The following is a 20,690-nucleotide window of genomic DNA, read 5'->3' as shown; positions in this document are numbered from 1 at the left end:
CAGGGGTGAGGGGCGGGGTGAGGGCTGCTATTTCTCCCAGCCGCCGCTCAGCTCCCGGAACCCCGAAGCCTGCATAAACGCCGTCATCACGTCATGATCTTCAACGCCGACACCTGCCAGCCACCAGTGCGTAATCGCTGGGTTATCCCGCATCACCTCTTCCAGCAGATACTGACCCACGCCCCGGCGGCGGGTAATTTCACGTACTCGCAGCGAATCCAGCGCACCTTGTTTACCGGTCAACGTCACTCTCACCGCGCCCAACAGGCGATCGTTAAATTTTGCCGCGTAGATCCTTTCATTGTCGCTAAGCGTCAGCGAATCGCTGGAATATTCCGGCCAGATCTTACCGAGGTCAATTTTATCCTGAGCGCTAAACTCAAACAGACGAATGATAGTGAGTTTCATAAGTGAGCTAACCAAAAAGCGGGGAAACCACGAGTGTAACCAATTTATTTGCCTCAGACGCTTTATCTTTTTTATCCCGCTCAGCAGTTGATTACTTTTTGTCGTAAAGCTAAGTCAGCCTTAAACGCGGCAGATTGAATCATGACCAGGATAAAGCACTAAAATCCAGTGAATTGTTCGGCTCTTTGTACCGCTATTTTATGCTGATTTCAGTGCTTTTTTTTGTTTAACTATGGCGAAATACAGAATATTATCTCTACTTAATCGCCTGAAAAATAGAGAGTTTAGCCTGATAAATTGTGAAATTTACCGCTAACTCCTTCAAGGCACTGATAAAAATGAACATTGATTATAAAAAGCACTGCGTGCTTTTTAACCAGGTTATGGGGATGGAACGAATGAAGATGAACGCGAAGACATTACTTGCCGGGCTGGTGGCGTTGGCTGTGTCTCACGCGGCAACCGCTGGAGATATTAAAGTGGCTGTTGTCGGGGCAATGTCAGGCCCGGTAGCGCAGTGGGGCGACATGGAATTTAACGGTGCTCGCCAGGCTATCAAAGACATCAATGCCAGGGGCGGGATCAAAGGCGACAAGCTGGTCGGCGTTGAATATGACGACGCGTGCGATCCTAAACAAGCCGTAGCGGTTGCCAACAAGATCGTTAACGACGGCGTGAAGTACGTCATCGGTCACCTTTGCTCTTCTTCCACCCAGCCAGCTTCCGACATCTATGAAGATGAAGGCATCCTGATGATAACTCCGGGTGCGACCAACCCTGAGCTGACCCAGCGCGGCTACGGCATGATTATGCGTACCGCTGGCCTCGACTCCTCCCAGGCCCCGACAGCGTCCAAATTTATTCTGGAGCACGTTAAGCCGCAGCGCATCGCTATCATCCACGACAAACAGCAGTACGGCGAAGGCCTGGCGCGTGCCGTGCAGGATGGCCTGAAAAAAGGCGGGGCGAACATCGTGTTCTTCGACGGGATCACCGCCGGGGACAAAGACTTCTCCACCCTGGTCGCGCGTCTGCAGAAAGAAAATATCGACTTCGTGTATTACGGCGGTTACTACCCGGAAATGGGGCAGATCCTGCGTCAGGCACGCGCCGTAGGCCTGAAAACCCAGTTTATGGGGCCAGAAGGCGTGGGTAACGCTTCCCTGTCCAACATCGCCGGACCTGCTGGCGAAGGAATGCTGGTCACCATGCCTAAGCGCTACGACCAGGATCCTGCCAACAAAGCTATCGTTGATGAACTGAAAGCGGCGAAGAAAGACCCGAGCGGCCCGTACGTGTGGATCACCTATGCGGCAGTTCAGTCTCTGGCCACCGCCATGGACCGCAGCGGCAGCAAAGATCCTGCTGCGCTGGTGAAAGATTTAAAAGCACACGGTGCGAACACCGTGATTGGGCCGCTGAACTGGGATGAGAAAGGCGATCTGAAAGGATTTGAATTTGGTGTCTTCCAGTGGCACGCCGATGGTTCGTCCTCTGTGGCGAAGTAAGGCGACCACTCGTCATACTTCGAGCCGCAGGTACGTTGGCTGCGCATGCCCACCTCAGTCACATACTTATGTATGCTCCTGAGGATGAGCAAGCTTGCCGTCTTCCTGCGACTCGAATTATTTAGAGTGGATTCAATATCCCGTCCATACGGGTTTGGAAAGGTTAAGTTATGTCCGAGCAGTTTCTCTACTTCCTGCAGCAGATGTTTAACGGCGTCACGCTGGGCAGTACCTATGCGCTGATCGCCATCGGCTATACGATGGTGTACGGCATTATTGGCATGATCAACTTCGCCCACGGCGAAGTGTATATGATCGGTAGCTACGTCTCTTTCATGATCATCGCCGCGCTAATGATGCTCGGAATTGATGTGGGCTGGATGCTGGTAGGCGCAGGCTTTATTGGCGCGATTATCATCGCCAGCGCCTATGGCTGGAGCATTGAGCGCGTGGCCTACAGGCCGGTGCGTAACTCCAAGCGCCTGATTGCGCTGATTTCCGCCATCGGGATGTCCATCTTCCTACAAAACTACGTCAGCCTGACGGAAGGTTCGCGCGACATCGCGCTGCCAAGCCTGTTTAACGGGCAGTGGATTGTGGGGGCGAGCGATAACTTCACCGCCACCATCACCACCATGCAGCTGGTTATCTGGGTAGTGACTTTCCTCGCCATGCTGGCGCTGACGCTGTTTATCCGCTATTCCCGCATGGGCCGCGCCTGCCGTGCCTGTGCAGAAGACCTGAAAATGGCCAGCCTGCTCGGGATTAACACCGACCGCGTTATCTCGCTCACCTTCGTGATTGGCGCGGCGATGGCGGCGGTGGCCGGCGTGCTGTTGGGCCAGTTCTACGGCGTAATCAACCCGTACATCGGCTTTATGGCGGGCATGAAAGCCTTTACCGCCGCGGTACTTGGCGGCATCGGCAGCATTCCTGGCGCGATGATTGGCGGCCTGATCCTCGGCGTGGCCGAAGCGCTGACCTCTGCCTATCTGAGCACGGAATATAAAGACGTCGTCTCCTTCGCGCTGCTGATTGTGGTGCTGCTGGTGATGCCTACCGGGATCCTGGGTCGTCCGGAGGTTGAGAAAGTATGAAACCGATGCATGTTGTCTTTTCGCTGCTCTCCGCAGCCATGTTCTTTGTTTTAGCATCGGTATTTATGGGCGTTCAGCTAAGCCTGGACGGCACCAAACTGGTGGTGAACAGCGCGCCTTCCGTGCGCTGGGAATGGGTCTATATCGGCACGGCTGTGGTGCTGGCGTTCCAGCTGCTGCGCCCGCTGTTCCAGAAGGGTATGAAGAAAGTGTCCGGGCCGAAGTTTGTGCTGCCGGCGCTGGACGGCTCCACGGTTAAGCAGAAGCTGTTCCTGGTAGCGTTGCTGGTGGCGGCTGTGGCCTGGCCATTCCTGGTTTCACGTGGCACCGTAGACATTGCTACGTTAACCATGATTTACATCATCCTCGGCCTGGGGCTGAACGTGGTGGTCGGGCTGTCTGGGCTGCTGGTGCTGGGCTATGGCGGTTTTTATGCCATCGGTGCCTACACCTTTGCGTTGCTGAACCACTATTACGGCCTGGGCTTCTGGACCTGCCTGCCGCTGGCGGGCCTGGTCGCTGCTGCTGCGGGTTTCCTGCTCGGCTTCCCGGTGCTGCGCCTGCGCGGTGACTATCTGGCGATCGTGACGCTGGGCTTCGGCGAAATCGTCCGTATCCTGCTGCTGAACAATACCGAGATTACCGGCGGCCCTAACGGCATCAGCCAGATCCCAAAACCCACCTTCTTCGGCCTGGAGTTTAGCCGTACCGCGCGCGAAGGCGGCTGGGATACTTTCAGCAACTTCTTTAAGGTGGCCTATGACCCGAGCGACAGGGTTATCTTCCTTTATCTGGTTGCGCTGCTGCTGGTGGTGCTGTCGCTGTTCGTGATTAACCGCCTGCTGCGTATGCCGCTGGGCCGTGCCTGGGAAGCGCTGCGCGAAGATGAAATCGCCTGTCGCTCGCTGGGCCTGAACCCAACTCGTATTAAACTGACCGCATTCACTATTAGCGCCGCGTTCGCAGGTTTTGCCGGGACGCTGTTTGCCGCACGTCAGGGCTTTGTCAGCCCGGAATCCTTCACCTTCGCCGAGTCGGCGTTTGTGCTGGCGATTGTGGTGCTGGGCGGGATGGGCTCGCAGTTCGCGGTAATTCTGGCCGCTGTCCTGCTGGTTGTCTCTCGCGAGCTGATGCGTGACCTGAACGAGTACAGCATGCTGGTGCTCGGCGGCCTGATGGTGCTGATGATGATTTGGCGTCCACAGGGCCTGCTGCCGATGACGCGCCCGCACGTGAAACTGAGGAAAGAGCAAGTAGTGAAAGGAGAGCAGGCATGAGTCAGCCATTGTTATCCGTAAGCGGTCTGATGATGCGTTTCGGCGGCCTGCTGGCCGTCAACAATGTCTCGCTCGAGCTGCATCCACAGGAAATTGTTTCGCTTATCGGCCCGAACGGGGCCGGTAAAACCACGGTATTTAACTGCCTGACCGGCTTTTATAAGCCAACCGGCGGCACCATTATGCTTCGTGACCAGCATCTGGAAGGCTTACCTGGCCAGCAGATTGCGCGCATGGGCGTGGTGCGTACCTTCCAGCACGTTCGCCTGTTCCGTGAAATGACGGTGATTGAGAACCTGCTGGTGGCCCAACATCAGCAGTTGAAAACCGGAGTGTTCTCCGGGCTGCTGAAGACGCCGGGTTTCCGTCGTGCCCAAAGCGAAGCGCTGGACAGAGCGGCAACCTGGCTCGAGCGTATCGGGCTGCTGGAGCACGCTAACCGCCAGGCGAGTAACCTCGCCTATGGCGACCAGCGCCGCCTTGAGATTGCTCGCTGCATGGTGACCCAGCCGGAGATTCTGATGCTGGACGAACCTGCTGCTGGCCTTAACCCGAAAGAAACCCATGAGCTGGATGAGCTGATCATGGAGCTGCGTAATCACCACAACACCACGGTGTTGCTGATTGAGCATGACATGAAGCTGGTCATGGGGATTTCTGACCGTATCTACGTGGTGAATCAGGGAACGCCGTTAGCCAACGGCACGCCGGAGCAAATCCGCAACAACCCTGACGTCATTCGCGCCTATCTGGGTGAGGCTTAAGATGGAAAATGTAATGCTGTCGTTTGACAAGGTGAGCGCCCACTACGGAAAGATTCAGGCGCTGCACGAGGTCAGTCTGCATATTAAACAAGGCGAAATTGTTACGCTCATCGGCGCCAACGGCGCGGGCAAAACCACGCTGCTCGGGACGCTTTGCGGTGACCCGCGCGCCACCAGCGGTCGCGTTGTGTTTGATGGCAAAGATATTACAGACTGGCACACCGCGCGCATCATGCGTGAAGCCGTGGCGATTGTGCCGGAAGGGCGCCGCGTTTTCTCCCGCATGACGGTAGAAGAGAACCTGGCGATGGGCGGCTTTTTTGCCGAGCGTGACCAGTTCCAGGACCGCATTAAGCGCGTCTACGATCTGTTCCCGCGCCTGCATGAGCGCCGTATTCAGCGGGCGGGCACCATGTCAGGCGGCGAACAGCAGATGCTGGCGATTGGCCGGGCGCTGATGAGCCAGCCGCGTCTGTTGCTGTTAGATGAACCGTCGCTGGGGTTAGCGCCGATCATCATCCAGCAAATCTTCGACACCATCGAGCAGCTGCGCAGCGAAGGAATGACCATCTTCCTCGTGGAGCAGAACGCCAACCAGGCGCTGAAGCTGGCCGACCGGGGCTACGTGCTGGAAAACGGCCACGTGGTGCTGGAAGACACCGGCGATGCGCTGCTGGCGAACGAAGCCGTAAGAAGCGCTTATCTGGGCGGCTAATAAAAGTAAAACGGCAACCTCGGTTGCCGTTTTTTTTGTTTGCACCCTCTCCCTGTGGGAGAGGGGCGGGGTGAGGGCATCAGGCCACTCCGTTTTGTTTGCACCTTCTCCCCGTGGACTGTTCCTTAGCTACAAATATGTTCTATGAAAGCTTGGCTAAGGTTCCGCTCACTTCAACTGCAGCTTTACATGCAGCCACGCCCTTGTTCCCGGCTCTCATCGCCCCCCGGTGATGACCCAACTCAGGCGGGGTTGAGCTATCGGGAACAGCGAAAGAGAGCGATCGTCGGGAACGAATCGCGAACGACCCCGAATGTTTGGGTGATAGCCGGTGGGTTTACCGCTTCAGCGGCGATGAACTCGCCGGGCGCCAGGGTTGCCAGGAAGATGTTGGAAAGAAAATGTGTATAAGAAGTAGCTCCCTGCAGGGAGAAAGAAAATATATCTCCCGTCGACGACGAAACATTTCATTCACTCTGCTGTAACTATTCTGTCATCCATCCGTTATTTTTCTGTCATTCGAGCGTGTCATGTTACCTCGCGAGCATAAAACGCGTGATTTCGCGCATCCGGCACAACAAGAGAGATAACCGAATGACATCGTTACGACACACAGCTTTAGCGCTGACGCTTGGTCTGGCATTTGCCTCCCAGGCGATGGCCGTTACCACGATTCCTTTCTGGCATTCAATGGACGGGGAACTGGGTAAAGAAGTGGATTCTCTGGCAAACCGTTTCAACGAAACGCACCCTGATTACAAAATTGTGCCGGTTTATAAAGGCAACTACGAACAGAGCCTGGCGGCGGGCATCGCGGCATACCGTTCCGGTAACGCCCCGGCCATCCTGCAGGTGTATGAAGTCGGCACCGCGACCATGATGGCTTCTAAAGCGATCAAGCCGGTCTACGAAGTGTTCAAAGATGCGGGTATCAGCTTCGACGAGTCTCAGTTTGTACCGACCGTGGCCGGTTACTACACCGACTCCAAAACGGGCCACCTGCTGTCCCAGCCTTTCAACAGCTCCACTCCGGTGCTGTACTACAACAAAGACGCTTTCAAGAAAGCTGGCCTGAACCCGGATCAGCCGCCTAAAACCTGGCAGGATGTGGCTGACTACAGCGCCAAACTGCGCGCAGCGGGCATGAAGTGCGGCTACGCCAGCGGCTGGCAGGGTTGGATCCAGCTGGAGAACTTCAGCGCCTGGCACGGCCTGCCGTTTGCGACCAAAAACAACGGCTTTGACGGCACTGACGCAGTTCTGGAGTTCAACAAACCTGAGCAGGTGAAACACATTGCCCTGCTGGAAGCGATGAACAAGAAAGGCGACTTCACCTATTACGGGCGTAAAGACGAGTCCACCGAGAAGTTCTACAACGGCGACTGCGCGATCACTACCGCGTCTTCCGGCTCCCTGGCTGACATCCGTCAGTACGCGAAATTCAACTACGGCGTAGGCATGATGCCTTACGACGCAGACGTGAAAGGCGCTCCACAGAACGCCATCATCGGCGGTGCAAGCCTGTGGGTGATGCAGGGCAAAGACAAGCCTACCTATACCGGCGTGGCCGAGTTCATGCAATTCCTGGCTAAGCCAGAAATCGCCGCTGAATGGCACCAGAAAACTGGCTACCTGCCGATCACGACCGCCGCTTACGACCTGACTCGTAAAGAAGGCTTCTACGACAAGAACCCGGGTGCGGATACCGCCACTCGCCAGATGCTGAACAAGCCGCCGTTGCCGTTCACCAAAGGCCTGCGTCTGGGCAACATGCCGCAGATCCGTACCGTGGTTGACGAAGAGCTGGAGTCTGTCTGGACCGGTAAGAAAACGCCTCAGCAGGCGCTGGACGCTTCCGTTGAGCGTGGTAACCAGCTGCTGCGCCGCTTCGAGCAGTCTACCAAGTCTTAAGTTCTACCCTCGCTCTCACCCGAAAGGGAGGGAGCAGAGTACGGCGCTCTCTGTCAAAGGAGAGCGTTGTGCTGAGGGGCAAAGCACCGCCTGTAATAACATTAATCGAGTAACCTTATGTCATCATCTCGCCCGGTGTTCCGTTCAAGTTGGCTACCCTATGCGCTGGTCCTGCCGCAGCTGATCATCACCGTCATTTTCTTTATCTGGCCAGCGGGTGAAGCCCTCTGGTACTCGCTGCAAAACCTTGACCCGTTTGGTCTGTCCAGCCACTTTGTTGGCCTGGATAACTTCGTGCAGCTGTTCCACGATAGCTACTATCTGGACTCTTTCTACACCACCATAATCTTCAGTGGCCTGGTGGCGGGCTGCGGGCTTCTGGCTTCGCTGTTCTTCGCCGCGCTGGTGGATTATGTGGTGCGCGGCAGCCGTCTTTATCAGACGCTGATGCTGCTGCCCTACGCCGTAGCGCCCGCCATTGCCGCGGTGCTGTGGATCTTCCTGTTCAACCCAGGTCGCGGGCTGATTACCCACGTACTGGAAGAGTTTGGCTATAACTGGAACCACGCGCAAAACAGCGGCCAGGCGATGTTCCTGGTGGTGTTTGCCTCAGTGTGGAAGCAGATCAGCTACAACTTCCTGTTCTTCTTCGCCGCCCTGCAGTCGATTCCGCGCTCGCTGGTGGAAGCCGCAGCGATTGATGGAGCCGGCCCCGTGCGCCGCTTCTTCTTTATCTCGCTGCCGCTTATCGCCCCGGTGAGCTTCTTCCTGCTGGTGGTGAACCTGGTGTATGCCTTCTTCGACACCTTCCCGGTGATTGACGCGGCAACCGGCGGTGGCCCGGTGCAGGCAACCACCACGCTTATCTACAAGATTTATCGCGAAGGGTTTGCCGGGTTGGATCTCTCTTCCTCGGCGGCGCAATCGGTGGTGCTGATGCTGCTGGTTATTGTCCTGACGGTGGTTCAGTTCCGCTTCGTTGAACGTAAGGTGCGCTACCAATGATTGAGAACCGTCGCGGGCTGACTATCTTCAGCCACACCATGCTGATTCTGGGCATCATCGTCATTCTGTTCCCGCTGTACGTGGCGTTTGTTGCCGCGACGCTGGATAACAAAGCGGTATTCGACACGCCGATGACGCTGATCCCTGGCACTCATCTGTGGGAAAACATTAGCTACATCTGGACTAACGGCGTGGCGGTCAACAGCGCGCCGTTCAGCCGCCTGCTGTTTAACAGCACGGTGATGGCGCTGGTGATCACCATCGGTAAAATCGCCGTGTCGATGCTCTCGGCTTTCGCCATCGTCTGGTTCCGCTTCCCGCTGCGTAACCTGTTCTTCTGGATGATCTTTATCACCCTGATGCTGCCGGTCGAAGTGCGTATTTTCCCGACGGTTGAGGTTATCTCTAACCTGAAAATGCTCGACAGCTACACCGGCCTGACGCTGCCGCTGATGGCGTCGGCCACGGCCACGTTCCTGTTTCGCCAGTTTTTCATGACGCTGCCAGACGAGCTGATGGAAGCGGCCCGCATCGACGGCGCCTCGCCGATGCGCTTTTTCTTCGACATCGTGCTGCCGCTGTCTAAAACCAACCTGGCGGCGCTGTTCGTGATCACCTTTATCTACGGCTGGAACCAGTATCTCTGGCCGCTGCTGATTATCACCGATGCTGACCTCGGCACCGCCGTGGCGGGGATCAAGGGCATGATTGCCAGCGGTGATGGCGTCACGCAGTGGAACCAGGTCATGGCAGCGATGCTGCTGACGCTCGTCCCACCGGTTGTTATCGTTTTAGTTATGCAGCGCGCCTTTGTGCGTGGTCTGGTTGATAGTGAGAAGTAGGAACCTTTCATGGCTGGTTTAAAATTACAGGCAGTAACCAAGAGCTGGGACGGTAAAACCCAGGTGATTCAGCCGCTGACGGTTGACGTTGCGGACGGCGAGTTCATCGTGATGGTCGGGCCTTCCGGCTGCGGTAAATCTACGCTGCTGCGTATGGTGGCCGGGCTGGAGCAGGTGACCAGCGGCGATATCTGGATTGACAGCCAGCGCGTCACCGATATGGAACCCAAAGAGCGCGGCATCGCGATGGTGTTTCAGAACTACGCGCTCTACCCGCACATGACGGTAGAAGAGAACATGGCCTGGGGCCTGAAAATCCGTGGCCTGGGCAAAGAGCAGATCCGCCTGAAGGTGCTGGAAGCCGCTCGTATTCTGGAGCTGGATGCGCTGCTGACCCGCCGCCCGCGAGAGCTTTCCGGCGGCCAGCGTCAGCGCGTCGCCATGGGCCGCGCCATCGTGCGTGACCCGGCGGTATTCCTGTTCGACGAACCGCTGTCAAACCTTGATGCCAAGCTGCGCGTGCAGATGCGCCTTGAACTTCAGCAGCTTCACCGCCGCCTGAAAACCACCAGTTTGTACGTGACGCACGACCAGGTGGAAGCGATGACCCTCGCCCAGCGCGTGATGGTGATGAACAAAGGTATTGCGGAGCAAATTGGTACGCCAGTTGAGGTTTACGAACGTCCTGCCAGCCGCTTTGTGGCAAGCTTTATCGGCTCGCCGGCGATGAACCTGCTGGATGGAAATATCAGCATCGATGGTTCACGCTTTGAGCTGAACGGCGGCGATGCGCTGCCGATGGGTAGCCAGCGTTTACAGTGGGTTGGCCGCCCGATGACGCTGGGTATCCGCCCGGAACATATTGCGATAAGCTCTCAGGAAGCAGGTGGCATACCGATCGTGGTGGAAACCCTTGAAATGCTGGGCGCTGATAACCTGGTCCACGGCCGCTGGGGTGGGCAAAAGGTGGTGATTCGCCTTGGGCACCAGGAACGCCCGCAGCCGGGCACTACGCTCTGGGTTCATCTGCCGGAAGAACATCTGCACTTCTTTGATGGCAAAAACGGACAACGTTTATGAGCAACTGGCCCTATCCAAAAATCGTCGCCCACCGTGGCGGCGGTAAGCTGGCACCGGAAAATACCCTCGCGGCAATCGACGTGGGGGCACGTTACGGCCACACGATGATTGAGTTTGACGCCAAGCTGTCCCGCGACGGGCAAATTTTCCTGCTGCACGACGACACGCTTGAGCGCACCAGCAACGGCTGGGGCATTGCCGGCGAGCTGAGCTGGGACAATCTGTTGAAGGTTGACGCCGGAAGCTGGTTCAGCCGTGAATTTGCCGGTGAGCCGCTGCCGCTGCTTTCTCAGGTGGCCGAGCGTTGTAAACAGCACGGCATGATGGCAAATATCGAGATTAAACCAACCACCGGGCTGGAAACAGAAACCGGGAAAGTGGTTGCTCTGGCGGCTCGGGAACTGTGGGCCGGGCAAACGGCACCGCTGCTTTCTTCTTTCGAGATTGAAGCCCTGGAAGCCGCCCAGCTTGCTGCACCTGAACTGCCTCGCGGCCTGCTGCTGGATGAATGGCGTGATGACTGGCAGGAACTGACCACCCGCTTACAGTGCGTGTCTATTCACCTGAATCATCAGCTGTTAGATGAGGCTCGGGTGAAGGCGCTGAAAGCGGCCGGATTGTACATTCTGGTGTATACCGTGAACGTTCCCCACCGCGCGGCCGTGCTGCTGCAGTGGGGCGTCGATGCTATCTGTACCGATCGCATCGACGAGATAGGTCCGAACTTCTCCGCATAACGCCTTACGGCGTGACCGGCGGCGGCAGCGTTGAACCACTTTGCTTCAGCATGCCGCCGTTATTTCCTTTTAGCATCCCACCATTGGTGTTCGGCAACGGCTGCTGGCTTATGCCCGGCTGCGACTGCAGGACGCGCTGCTGATTGTTGTTCAACTGCGTCTGAAGCTGCTGTTGCTGTAGCTTGCTCTGCGTTTGTATCTGCTGTTTTAACATCCCCTGCTGTTGGGATTGCTGCGTTTGCATTTGCGTCAGCATCCGCTGCTGGCTCGGGTTCTGATAGCCCGGCTGGTTAGGGTTGTTGGTGGTGTTGAGCGGCTGTGCGAGCGCGGTTAGCGGCAGCAAGGCTGCCAGAAGCCATACCTTTTTCATCGTTATCTCCTCCCATCAGGGGTTCCCCTAAGTTTACTCGGTTTCCTTCATCACGATGATTATTTCGGATTTGTGAACCAGGATTAAGCGGGGACTTTCCCCGGGTAAATGAGGATATAACGATGATAAAGCAGTGGAAAATTTTGCGCTGGGTCGCCATTCCGGCGCTGACTATCGGGCTGTGTTTGTCGGTGATTGCCGCTCCTCCGCCGGTCTCCTATGGCGTGGAAATGGATGTTTATCATCCGGTACGCGCGGAACACGGTATGGTGGCTTCGATGGATGCGGCGGCGACTCAGGTTGGCGTCGATATCTTAAAGCAGGGCGGTAACGCAGTGGATGCTGCGGTTGCCGTAGGTTATGCCCTTGCGGTCACGCACCCGCAGGCGGGCAACATCGGCGGCGGCGGTTTTATGATGCTGCGCACCAAAGACGGCAAAACGACCGCTATCGACTTCCGGGAAATGGCGCCGGAAAAGGCCAGCCGGGATATGTTCCTCGACGATGAAGGTAATGCCGATAGCAAGAAATCGCTAACGTCGCACCTTGCCTCCGGCACGCCGGGCACCGTGGCCGGGTTTAGCCTGGCTTTGGAAAAGTACGGCACCCTGCCGCTAAACAAAGTGGTGCAGCCCGCCATTAAGCTGGCGCGGGACGGCTTCATAGTGAACGATGCGCTGGCAGATGACCTGAAACAGTACGGCGCCGAAGTGATCCCGAACCATGCCAACAGCAAGGCTATTTTCTGGAAAGCGGACGGAGAGCCGCTGCAGAAAGGCGATAAGCTGGTGCAGGCCAACCTCGCGAAAAGCCTGGAAATGATTGCTGAGCAGGGGCCGGATGCCTTCTATAAAGGGGCGATTGCCGACCAGATTACCGAAGAGATGGCAAAGAACGGCGGGCTGATAAGCAAGGCGGATTTAGCCAACTACAAGGCGATTGAGCGCCAGCCCGTCAGCGGCGAATACCGTGGCTATGAAGTCTATTCCATGCCGCCGCCGTCCTCCGGCGGGATCCACATCGTGCAGATCCTCAATATCCTTGAAAACTTCGATCTGGCGAAGTACGGCTTTGGCAGCGCGGACACCCTGCAGATCATGGCCGAGGCGGAGAAATATGCCTACGCGGATCGCTCGGAATACCTCGGTGACCCGGACTTCGTCAAAGTGCCCTGGCAGGCGCTGACCAGCAAGGCTTATGCAAAATCGCTGGCCGGGAAAATTGATATCAACAAGGCTCGCCCGTCTAGCGAAATCAAGCCGGGTAACCTGGCCCCGTACGAAAGTAACCAGACCACGCATTTCTCCGTCGTGGATAAAGACGGCAATGCGGTGGCGGTGACCTATACGTTGAATACCACCTTCGGCACCGGGATTGTCGCCGGTAATACCGGCATCCTTATGAACAACCAGATGGATGATTTCTCCGCCAAACCGGGCGTGCCGAACGTTTACGGGCTGGTGGGCGGGGAGGCCAACGCCGTGGGGCCACACAAACGCCCGTTATCTTCTATGTCGCCCACTATCGTGGTGAAAGACGGGAAAACCTGGCTGGTAACCGGCAGCCCCGGCGGGAGCCGAATTATCACTACCGTGCTGCAAATGGTAGTAAACAGCATTGATTTTGGCATGAACGTGGCAGAAGCGACCAATGCGCCACGCTTCCATCACCAGTGGTTGCCTGACGAACTGCGGGTGGAGAAAGGCTTTAGCCCGGATACGCTTCGGTTACTGAAAGAGAAAGGGCAGAACGTCGAAGTGAAGGCCGCGATGGGCAGCACACAGAGCATTATGATTGCGCCCGATGGGAAGCTGTATGGCGCGTCCGATCCGCGTTCAGTGGATGATTTAACCGCGGGGTATTGATTGCCTTCTTCTCCATGCGGGGGCTGTCTCTTAGACACAAATACCGACGATTGTGCAGGGCTGGTTAATATTCCGTTCACTTCCAGCGCTGTTTCATATTTAGCCACTGCACCGGTGAACGTCTCGGGAGAATCACCGTCATTCCCCCGAGACCCCGGACTCCCGGCCAAATAAATCGCCGCAAGCGGTAAACCTCCGTTTTATCTCCCAGTCCTGGGTCGGCTGAGACGCGTTCCCGACGCTCTCAGCCTCCGGCCGTTCCCGACGTCCGGACCCTGGCCAGTCGGAGAGAAAACGGAGGCGATTTAAGCCGGAACCGAGCCTCGCTTTTTGTTCCCAGCCACGCTGAAAGTCACTGTCGCTTCAAGACTTACAGCCACGTCCTTGTTCCCGGCTCTCATCGCCCCCGGTTATGACCCAACTCAGGCGGGGTTGAGCTGCCGGGAGCAGCGAAAGATATTCTCCGAGAAAATAGGGTATAGGAGACAGCCCAGGTGAGGGCTAAAATCCCCCCGGCCTAAAACGTGCCATAAAATACGCATCCACATACTCGCCGTCGCGCAGCGCGAAGCGCTTCCCGGTACCTTCCACCTCGAAGCCAAACTTGCGGTACACCGCCAGCGCCGGGGCGTTATCGGTATAGACCGTCAGCTCAATGCGCTCGACGCGAAGCCACTTATCGCACAGGGCAATCATTTCTTTCAGCAAAGCTGAAGCGATGCCTTTTCCCTGATGATCGTAATGCACGCCCATGCCGAAGGTGGCAACGTGGCTGCGGCGCGGAGACTGCTCCACCGTGAGCGTTAGCTGCCCCACAATCTCATCGTCGATGCACGCCACCAAATGTCGGCTCCCCGGTCTGGGGTCGGTAATTCGGTCATGCCAGGCTTTTAGAGGAGGATGAGGTAGCTGTAGCGTGTCGCGGTAAAGCGCCGGATGGGCATACATTTTCTGTAAAGCTTCCGCATCGCCAGGTTCGGCGTGACGCACAACAACTGATTTCATCCTTTTCTCCTCAATGAGTTATGGAAAACCTTTTAAACATCATTGACTTTGAACCGCAAGTCAACGCTATTTTTTTCAAAAAACACTTTACAAGTGCGAATGATAATGATTATTATTGCCATGCGTTCAGGGGAGACCCCTACGGAGACATCCTGAAAGCACGACATTGCTCACATTGCTTCCAGTATTACTTTAGCCAGCCGGGTGCTGGCTTTTTTTTTGCCCTTCTTATTTGAAGCCGTAGCTGCGTTGGCTGCGCTCAGTTACCCGAATCACTTACCCAAGTAAGCTCATCGGGATGCCTTCCCTTGCCGCCTTGCTACAACTCCAACTAATTTGGGCAAACTTTTGGTCTTCTTATTTGAAGCCGTAGCTGCGTTGGCTGCGCTCAGTTACCCGAATCACTTACCCAAGTAAGCTCATCGGGATGCCTTCCCTTGCCGCCTTGCTACAACTCCAACTAATTTGGACAAACCTTTGTCCGGTTTTAATAAAACGTGGCTGGAAAATGCAGTAAGGTACAGGCAGCTCAAATCAAAAAGGATAATGAAATGACTCTGCACTGTGCCTTCATCGGCTTTGGTAAAAGTACCACCCGCTATCACCTTCCGTTCGTACTCTTCCGTAAAGACAGGCTCAACGTGGCCCACATCTTCCGCCGTAGCGAAAAGCCGGAGCTGGAACAGCAGCCGCAGTACGCCGGGATCCACTTTACCAGCCAGCTTGATGACATCCTCAACGACCCGCAGGTCAAGCTGGTGGTGATTTGTACCCACGTCGACAGCCATTTTGAGTACGCGAAAAAGGCGCTCGAAGCGGGTAAAAACGTGCTGGTGGAAAAACCGTTTACCCCAACGCTTGCCGAAGCGCGAGAGCTGTTTGCTCTGGCGAGCGAGAAGGGGCTGGTGGTCACGCCTTACCAGAATCGCCGCTTTGATTCCTGCTTCCTGACGATGAAAAAAGCCATCGAGAGCGGCAAGCTCGGCAAGATCGTGGAAATTGAAAGTCACTTCGATATGTATCGCCCTGATGCGCCCGCGAATCCGGGCCAACCGGCGGACGGCGCTTTCTATGGCCTGGGCGTGCACACCATGGACCAAATCATCTCCCTGTTTGGCCGCCCGGAACACGTCGCCTATGACATCCGCAGCCTGCGCAATAAAGCCAACCCGGACGATACTTTTGAAGCCCAGCTGTTCTTTGGCGATCTCAAAGCGATCGTGAAAACCAGCCACCTGGTGAAAATCGATTACCCGAAATTTATCGTGCACGGCACCAAAGGCTCGTTCGTGAAGTACGGCATCGACCAGCAGGAAACCAGCCTCAAAGCCTACATCATGCCGGGTGAGCCAGGGTTTGGCGCGGACAGCAGCGTAGCCACGTTGGAGTACGTTAACGAAGCCGGTGAAACGGTGCGCGAGGAGTGGAAGCCGGAAGTGGGCGACTATGGCCGCGTCTACGATGCACTGTACGACACGCTGATCGGCGGCAAGCCTAATTACGTCAGAGAAATTGAAGCTCTCACCAACCTGGAAATCCTGGAGCGCGGTTTCGAACAGCCTTCTCCTGCGACAGTAAGCCTCTCCTGAGAGTATTTTGACTCCTCTAACTCGTTCATTTTTTTTGAACAGAGGAGTCAATTTTCACCCTCTATGATCCTCCGCTAAATGGGTCCACACTTGTCCCATCAAACGAATTGCGGAGGACATAACATGATCTACTTAAGAAAAGCACAGGACCGCGGCCATGCGAACCACGGCTGGCTGGACAGCTGGCATACCTTCTCTTTTGCCGACTATTATGACGCCAATTTTATGGGCTTCTCGGCGCTGCGGGTCATTAACGAAGACGTTATCGATGCGGGCCAGGGCTTTGGTACTCATCCGCATAAAGACATGGAAATCTTGACCTACGTGCTGGAAGGCGCGGTTGAGCACCAGGACAGCATGGGCAACAAAGAGCGTGTCCCCGCGGGTGAATTCCAGATTATGAGCGCCGGAACCGGGATCCGTCACTCCGAGTACAACGCCAGCCAGACCGAACCGCTGCGCCTGTACCAGATTTGGATTATTCCAGAAAAAACCGGGATTACGCCGCGTTACGATCAGCGTCGGTTTGATGCTCCTCAGGGGCGCCAACTGGTGCTTTCTCCGGATGCACGCGACGGCTCGCTGAAGGTTTATCAGGATATGGAGCTGTCCCGCTGGGCGCTGGCTAAAGACGAGCAGTCTGTGTATCAGATTCCGGCCGACCGCCGCGTCTGGATCCAGGTAGTGAAAGGCGACGTGTCTATTAACGGCACGCAGGCAAAAACCAGCGATGCGATCGCAGTCTGGGATGAACAAGCGATTTCCGTTCATGCCAGCGAAGCGAGCGAGATCCTGCTGTTCGATCTGCCTCCGGTATAACGTTACCCGTCACAACCCGCCCCTGAAAAAGGGGCGGGTTTTCTTTTGTCCGTGCTAAACTCGGCTGTCGAAACTTCATAAGCCAAGCAGGACGATGAAAAAGAAAAGACCGGTACTACAGGATGTTGCGGATCGCGTTGGGGTGACCAAAATGACGGTCAGCCGTTTCTTACGTAATCCTGACCAGGTGTCTGCCGCGCTGCAGGTTAAAATTGCCGCCGCGTTAGATGAACTGGGCTATATCCCGAACCGTGCGCCGGATATTCTTTCTAATTCAACCAGCCGGGCCATCGGCGTCCTGCTTCCTTCGCTGACCAACCAGGTGTTCGCCGAAGTGCTGCGCGGCATTGAAAACGTCATCGATGCCCACGGTTACCAGACCATGCTCGCCCACTACGGCTATAAGCCGGAGCTGGAGCAGGAGCGTCTGGAATCCATGCTGTCCTGGAACATCGACGGGCTGATTTTGACCGAGCGCAACCACACGCCCAGAACGCTGAAAATGATTGAAGTTGCCGGTATTCCGGTGGTGGAGCTGATGGACAGCGTCTCTCCTTGCCTGGATATCGCCGTGGGCTTTGATAACTTCGAAGCGGCTCGCCAAATGACGGCCAACATTATTTCCCGTGGGCATAAGCACGTTGCCTATCTTGGCGCGCGCCTCGACGAACGTACCCTCATCAAGCAAAAAGGTTACGAGCAGGCGATGCTCGACGCCGGGCTGACGCCGTACAGCGTGATGATTGAAAACTCCTCTTCTTATTCCACCGGTATTGAGCTGCTGCGCCAGGCGAAAAGGGAATATCCACAGCTCGACAGTATCTTCTGCACCAACGATGACTTAGCGATTGGTGCGGCGTTTGAATGCCAGCGCCAGGGCCTGCGCATTCCGGAAGATATGGCGATTGCCGGTTTCCACGGCCATGATATCGGGCAGGTGATGGAGCCGCGGCTGGCGAGCGTGCTTACCCCGCGAGAGCGCATGGGGCGTATCGGGGCAGAGCGTTTGCTGGCGCGTATTCGCGGTGAGGTCATTACCCCAAAAATGCTCGATTTAGGCTTTACGCTGTCGCCCGGCGGCTCGATCTAAGCCGAAAATTTTATTTGATACAGCTCACACTTATACACTTTGCAAGCTAATGGTTATTGCTTATTGCTCAGCCAGACCGGAAAATGTTATCGGTAACAGTTACCCGTAACAAAACCAGGCGCATTGCTTTGTGTCAGAGTCGGAGCCATCATGAGTACTACTAATCACGACCACCACATTTACGTCCTGATGGGCGTCTCCGGCAGCGGCAAATCCGCCGTTGCCAGCGAAGTTGCCCACCAGCTGAACGCCGCGTTTCTTGACGGCGACTTCCTGCATCCCCGCAGCAACATCCTGAAAATGGCCTCCGGCGAGCCGCTGAACGACGACGACCGTACCCCGTGGCTGAAGGCGTTAAATGACGCCGCGTTTGCGATGCAGCGCACCAACAAGGTTTCGCTGATCGTCTGCTCGGCGCTGAAAAAGCACTATCGCGACCTGCTGCGCGACGGCAACCCGAACCTCTCCTTTATCTATATGAAAGGTGATTTCGAGGTGATTGAAAGCCGCCTGAAAGCGCGTAAAGGTCACTTCTTCAAAACCCAGATGCTGGTAACCCAATTCGAAACCCTGCAAGAGCCGCAGGCGGATGAAAAAGACGTGCTGATCGTGGATATCGACCAGCCGCTGGACGGCGTTGTCGCCAGCACCCTCGCATTAATCAACCAAGGCAGCGCAGAGTGAGTACATTAACGCTTGTTTTAACCGCGGTCGGCTCCGTGCTGCTTCTGCTGTTTTTAGTGATGAAGGCTCGTATGCACGCCTTCGTTGCTTTGATGGTGGTTTCTATTGGTGCCGGGCTGTTCTCCGGCATGCCGCTCGACAAAATCGCCGACACCATGCAGAAAGGCATGGGCGGTACGCTGGGCTTCCTGGCGATTGTGGTCGCCCTCGGCGCTATGTTCGGCAAAATTCTGCATGAAACCGGTGCGGTGGATCAGATTGCCGTCAAGATGCTGAAGTCCTTCGGCCACAGCCGCGCGCATTACGCCATTGGCCTGGCTGGCCTGATTTGTGCGCTGCCGCTGTTCTTTGAAGTAGCCATCGTGCTGCTGATAAGCGTCGCGTTTTCGATGGCGCGCCATACCGGAACCAATCTGGTGAAGCTGGTTATCCCTCTGTTTGCGGGCGTAGCCGCTGCTGCCGCGTTCCTGCTGCCTGGGCCTGCGCCAATGCTGCTGGCATCACAGATGCACGCTGATTTTGGCTGGATGATCCTGATTGGCCTGTGCGCCGCGATCCCCGGCATGATTATCGCCGGCCCGCTGTTCGGGAACTTCATCAGCAAATTTGTTTCGCTGGAAATCCCGGATGATATCTCCGAGCCGCATCTGGGCGAAGGCAAGCTGCCATCCTTTGGCTTCAGCCTGTCTCTGATCCTGCTGCCGCTGGTACTGGTTGGCCTGAAAACCATCGCCGCTCGTTTTACCGCGCCAGGTTCTACGCTGTATGAATGGCTGGAATTCATCGGTCACCCGTTCACCGCGATTCTGGTGGCCTGCCTGGTGGCTATTTATGGCCTGGCTTATCGTCAGGGTATGGACAAAGAAAAAGTGATGGCGGTATGCGGCCAGGCGCTGCAGCCTGCGGGTATTATCCTGCTGGTTATCGGTGCCGGGGGCGTGTTCAAACAGGTGCTGGTTGACTCCGGCGTGGGTCCGGCTCTGGGTGAAGCGTTGACCGGCATGGGCCTGCCTATCGCGATTACCTGCTTCGTGCTGGCCGCTGCGGTACGTATCATTCAGGGTTCCGCTACCGTGGCCTGCCTGACCGCCGTTGGCCTGGTGATGCCGGTTATCGAGCAGCTGAACTATAACGGCGCGCAGATGGCGGCTCTGTCTATCTGTATCGCGGGGGGTTCTATCGTGGTGAGCCACGTGAACGACGCGGGCTTCTGGCTGTTCGGTAAATTTACCGGCGCGACCGAAGCACAAACGCTGAAGACCTGGACGATGATGGAAACCATCCTCGGCACCACCGGGGCGATTGTCGGGATGATTGCGTTCAGCCTGCTGTCTTAATCTCTCTTCCGCTCCCGCTAAAAACACCCGGCAATTGCCGGGTGTTTTGCTTTTACGGGTTAAGCTTCGCTCTTCCCGTGACGCTCTTATTCCCTATTAAAAAAGGAGCGCCGCATGAAAAAATTACTCTTCTTACTGTTATTGCCGCTGTTAACCGGCTGCGCGACGCTGGTTAGCAATAATGACGCCACGGTGTATATCGACAGTACGCCAAAGCGCGCTGCTTTTACGATTTTTGATGGCAAGGGAGAGATTGCCGCACAGGGCATTACCCCCCAGTCCGTGACGCTTAAAAAGACGGACGGCAGCTACTTCGGGAAGAAAAACTACACGTTGAGGCTAAAACATGAAGGGTATTACTCCCTGTCGCTACCGCTGGAAACCCGTTTTAGCAACTGGTATCTCTTTGGCAACATCATCTTCTTCGGCGTGCCGGGGTGGCTGATTGTCGATCCGTTCTTTGGCGGCATGTATACGCTGAAGCAGGAAAATCTTCATCTCTTGCTGCGAGCGTGCCAGCCGGGGCCGTATCGGTATATGTGTTCGTGAGGGGGAAATAGGGGGTTAGGAGCAGGACTCGATTCGTC

The 20,690-nt window shown here is 56.1% G+C and carries 20 protein-coding genes; 17 read left to right on the top strand and 3 right to left on the bottom strand.

Annotation, left to right across the window (positions count from 1 at the left end):
- Nucleotides 1-27: 27 nt before the first annotated feature.
- Nucleotides 28-408 carry an aspartate 1-decarboxylase autocleavage activator PanM gene (gene panM, locus ACE38U_RS22240; RefSeq protein WP_176981476.1) on the bottom strand — a complete coding sequence of 127 codons (381 nt, stop codon included), beginning with the start codon at nucleotides 406-408 and terminating at the stop codon, nucleotides 28-30.
- A gap of 398 nt (nucleotides 409-806) precedes the next feature.
- On the opposite strand from panM, the gene livK reads away from it, so the two are divergent.
- The 10 genes from livK (at nucleotide 807) to ugpQ (ending at nucleotide 11,344) form a co-directional block, all read left to right on the top strand.
- Nucleotides 807-1,916 (top strand): high-affinity branched-chain amino acid ABC transporter substrate-binding protein LivK, encoded by a 1,110-nt coding sequence (livK, locus tag ACE38U_RS22235; RefSeq protein WP_038483119.1) that lies wholly within the window; start codon nucleotides 807-809, stop codon nucleotides 1,914-1,916.
- A gap of 170 nt (nucleotides 1,917-2,086) precedes the next feature.
- Nucleotides 2,087-3,013, top strand: a complete 927-nt coding sequence (livH, locus tag ACE38U_RS22230; protein WP_166867959.1) for a high-affinity branched-chain amino acid ABC transporter permease LivH — start codon at nucleotides 2,087-2,089, stop codon at nucleotides 3,011-3,013.
- Complete coding sequence (locus tag ACE38U_RS22225; protein ID WP_375530531.1) at nucleotides 3,010-4,290, top strand: high-affinity branched-chain amino acid ABC transporter permease LivM; 1,281 nt, start codon at nucleotides 3,010-3,012, stop codon at nucleotides 4,288-4,290. Before livH ends, ACE38U_RS22225 begins: the two co-directional genes overlap by 4 nt.
- On the top strand, nucleotides 4,287-5,054 hold the full coding sequence (gene livG, locus ACE38U_RS22220; RefSeq protein ID WP_038477929.1) for a high-affinity branched-chain amino acid ABC transporter ATP-binding protein LivG: 768 nt from the start codon (nucleotides 4,287-4,289) through the stop codon (nucleotides 5,052-5,054). Before ACE38U_RS22225 ends, livG begins: the two co-directional genes overlap by 4 nt.
- 1 nt (nucleotide 5,055) lies before the next feature.
- Nucleotides 5,056-5,769, top strand: coding sequence for a high-affinity branched-chain amino acid ABC transporter ATP-binding protein LivF (gene livF, locus ACE38U_RS22215; RefSeq protein ID WP_081948189.1), 714 nt, complete (start codon nucleotides 5,056-5,058; stop codon nucleotides 5,767-5,769).
- 594 nt (nucleotides 5,770-6,363) lie between these two features.
- On the top strand, nucleotides 6,364-7,680 hold the full coding sequence (gene ugpB, locus ACE38U_RS22210; protein WP_038477935.1) for a sn-glycerol-3-phosphate ABC transporter substrate-binding protein UgpB: 1,317 nt from the start codon (nucleotides 6,364-6,366) through the stop codon (nucleotides 7,678-7,680).
- Nucleotides 7,681-7,797: 117 nt separating this feature from the next.
- Nucleotides 7,798-8,685 (top strand): sn-glycerol-3-phosphate ABC transporter permease UgpA, encoded by an 888-nt coding sequence (ugpA, locus tag ACE38U_RS22205; RefSeq protein ID WP_038477938.1) that lies wholly within the window; start codon nucleotides 7,798-7,800, stop codon nucleotides 8,683-8,685.
- The gene (gene ugpE / locus ACE38U_RS22200) at nucleotides 8,682-9,527 is read left to right on the top strand and encodes a sn-glycerol-3-phosphate ABC transporter permease UgpE (RefSeq protein WP_176981479.1); all 846 of its coding nucleotides are present in this window, start codon (nucleotides 8,682-8,684) and stop codon (nucleotides 9,525-9,527) included. Before ugpA ends, ugpE begins: the two co-directional genes overlap by 4 nt.
- 9 nt (nucleotides 9,528-9,536) lie before the next feature.
- A complete protein-coding gene (locus tag ACE38U_RS22195; protein WP_375530530.1) occupies nucleotides 9,537-10,607 on the top strand; it encodes a sn-glycerol-3-phosphate import ATP-binding protein UgpC in 1,071 nt (356 codons plus the stop codon).
- On the top strand, nucleotides 10,604-11,344 hold the full coding sequence (gene ugpQ / locus ACE38U_RS22190) for a glycerophosphodiester phosphodiesterase (RefSeq protein WP_176981481.1): 741 nt from the start codon (nucleotides 10,604-10,606) through the stop codon (nucleotides 11,342-11,344). Before ACE38U_RS22195 ends, ugpQ begins: the two co-directional genes overlap by 4 nt.
- A 4-nt stretch (nucleotides 11,345-11,348) precedes the next feature.
- Here ugpQ and ACE38U_RS22185 read toward each other — a convergent pair whose 3' ends face one another.
- On the bottom strand, nucleotides 11,349-11,714 hold the full coding sequence (locus ACE38U_RS22185; RefSeq protein WP_154187506.1) for a DUF2756 family protein: 366 nt from the start codon (nucleotides 11,712-11,714) through the stop codon (nucleotides 11,349-11,351).
- A 122-nt stretch (nucleotides 11,715-11,836) separates the two neighbouring features.
- On the opposite strand from ACE38U_RS22185, the gene ggt reads away from it, so the two are divergent.
- Nucleotides 11,837-13,579 (top strand): gamma-glutamyltransferase, encoded by a 1,743-nt coding sequence (gene ggt / locus ACE38U_RS22180; RefSeq protein ID WP_375530529.1) that lies wholly within the window; start codon nucleotides 11,837-11,839, stop codon nucleotides 13,577-13,579.
- 501 nt (nucleotides 13,580-14,080) lie between these two features.
- Here the strand turns inward: ggt and yhhY are convergent.
- Nucleotides 14,081-14,584, bottom strand: coding sequence for an N-acetyltransferase (gene yhhY / locus ACE38U_RS22175; RefSeq protein ID WP_375530528.1), 504 nt, complete (start codon nucleotides 14,582-14,584; stop codon nucleotides 14,081-14,083).
- 551 nt (nucleotides 14,585-15,135) lie between these two features.
- Here yhhY and ACE38U_RS22170 point away from each other — a divergent pair.
- From ACE38U_RS22170 to ACE38U_RS22145, 6 genes are all read left to right on the top strand, one after another.
- On the top strand, nucleotides 15,136-16,173 hold the full coding sequence (locus tag ACE38U_RS22170) for an oxidoreductase (RefSeq protein ID WP_375530527.1): 1,038 nt from the start codon (nucleotides 15,136-15,138) through the stop codon (nucleotides 16,171-16,173).
- Between the two features lie 123 nt (nucleotides 16,174-16,296).
- Complete coding sequence (locus ACE38U_RS22165) at nucleotides 16,297-16,992, top strand: pirin family protein (protein ID WP_039298485.1); 696 nt, start codon at nucleotides 16,297-16,299, stop codon at nucleotides 16,990-16,992.
- A 94-nt stretch (nucleotides 16,993-17,086) separates the two neighbouring features.
- Entirely contained in the window at nucleotides 17,087-18,082 is a 996-nt protein-coding gene (gene gntR / locus ACE38U_RS22160; RefSeq protein WP_375530526.1) for a gluconate operon transcriptional repressor GntR, read from the top strand.
- Nucleotides 18,083-18,232: 150 nt separating this feature from the next.
- On the top strand, nucleotides 18,233-18,766 hold the full coding sequence (gene gntK / locus ACE38U_RS22155) for a gluconokinase (protein WP_061278724.1): 534 nt from the start codon (nucleotides 18,233-18,235) through the stop codon (nucleotides 18,764-18,766).
- Nucleotides 18,763-20,103: a gluconate transporter gene (gene gntU, locus ACE38U_RS22150; RefSeq protein ID WP_038477973.1), complete on the top strand. Its 1,341-nt coding sequence runs from the start codon at nucleotides 18,763-18,765 to the stop codon at nucleotides 20,101-20,103. The genes gntK and gntU overlap by 4 nt, the downstream gene beginning before the upstream one ends.
- A gap of 114 nt (nucleotides 20,104-20,217) precedes the next feature.
- Nucleotides 20,218-20,652: a hypothetical protein gene (locus ACE38U_RS22145; RefSeq protein ID WP_375530525.1), complete on the top strand. Its 435-nt coding sequence runs from the start codon at nucleotides 20,218-20,220 to the stop codon at nucleotides 20,650-20,652.
- Nucleotides 20,653-20,690 lie beyond the last annotated feature (38 nt).

This window comes from Cedecea selenatireducens (genome assembly GCF_042138895.1).
Taxonomy (GTDB): domain Bacteria; phylum Pseudomonadota; class Gammaproteobacteria; order Enterobacterales; family Enterobacteriaceae; genus Cedecea; species Cedecea selenatireducens.
This window is presented reverse-complemented; position numbering and strand designations above follow the sequence as displayed.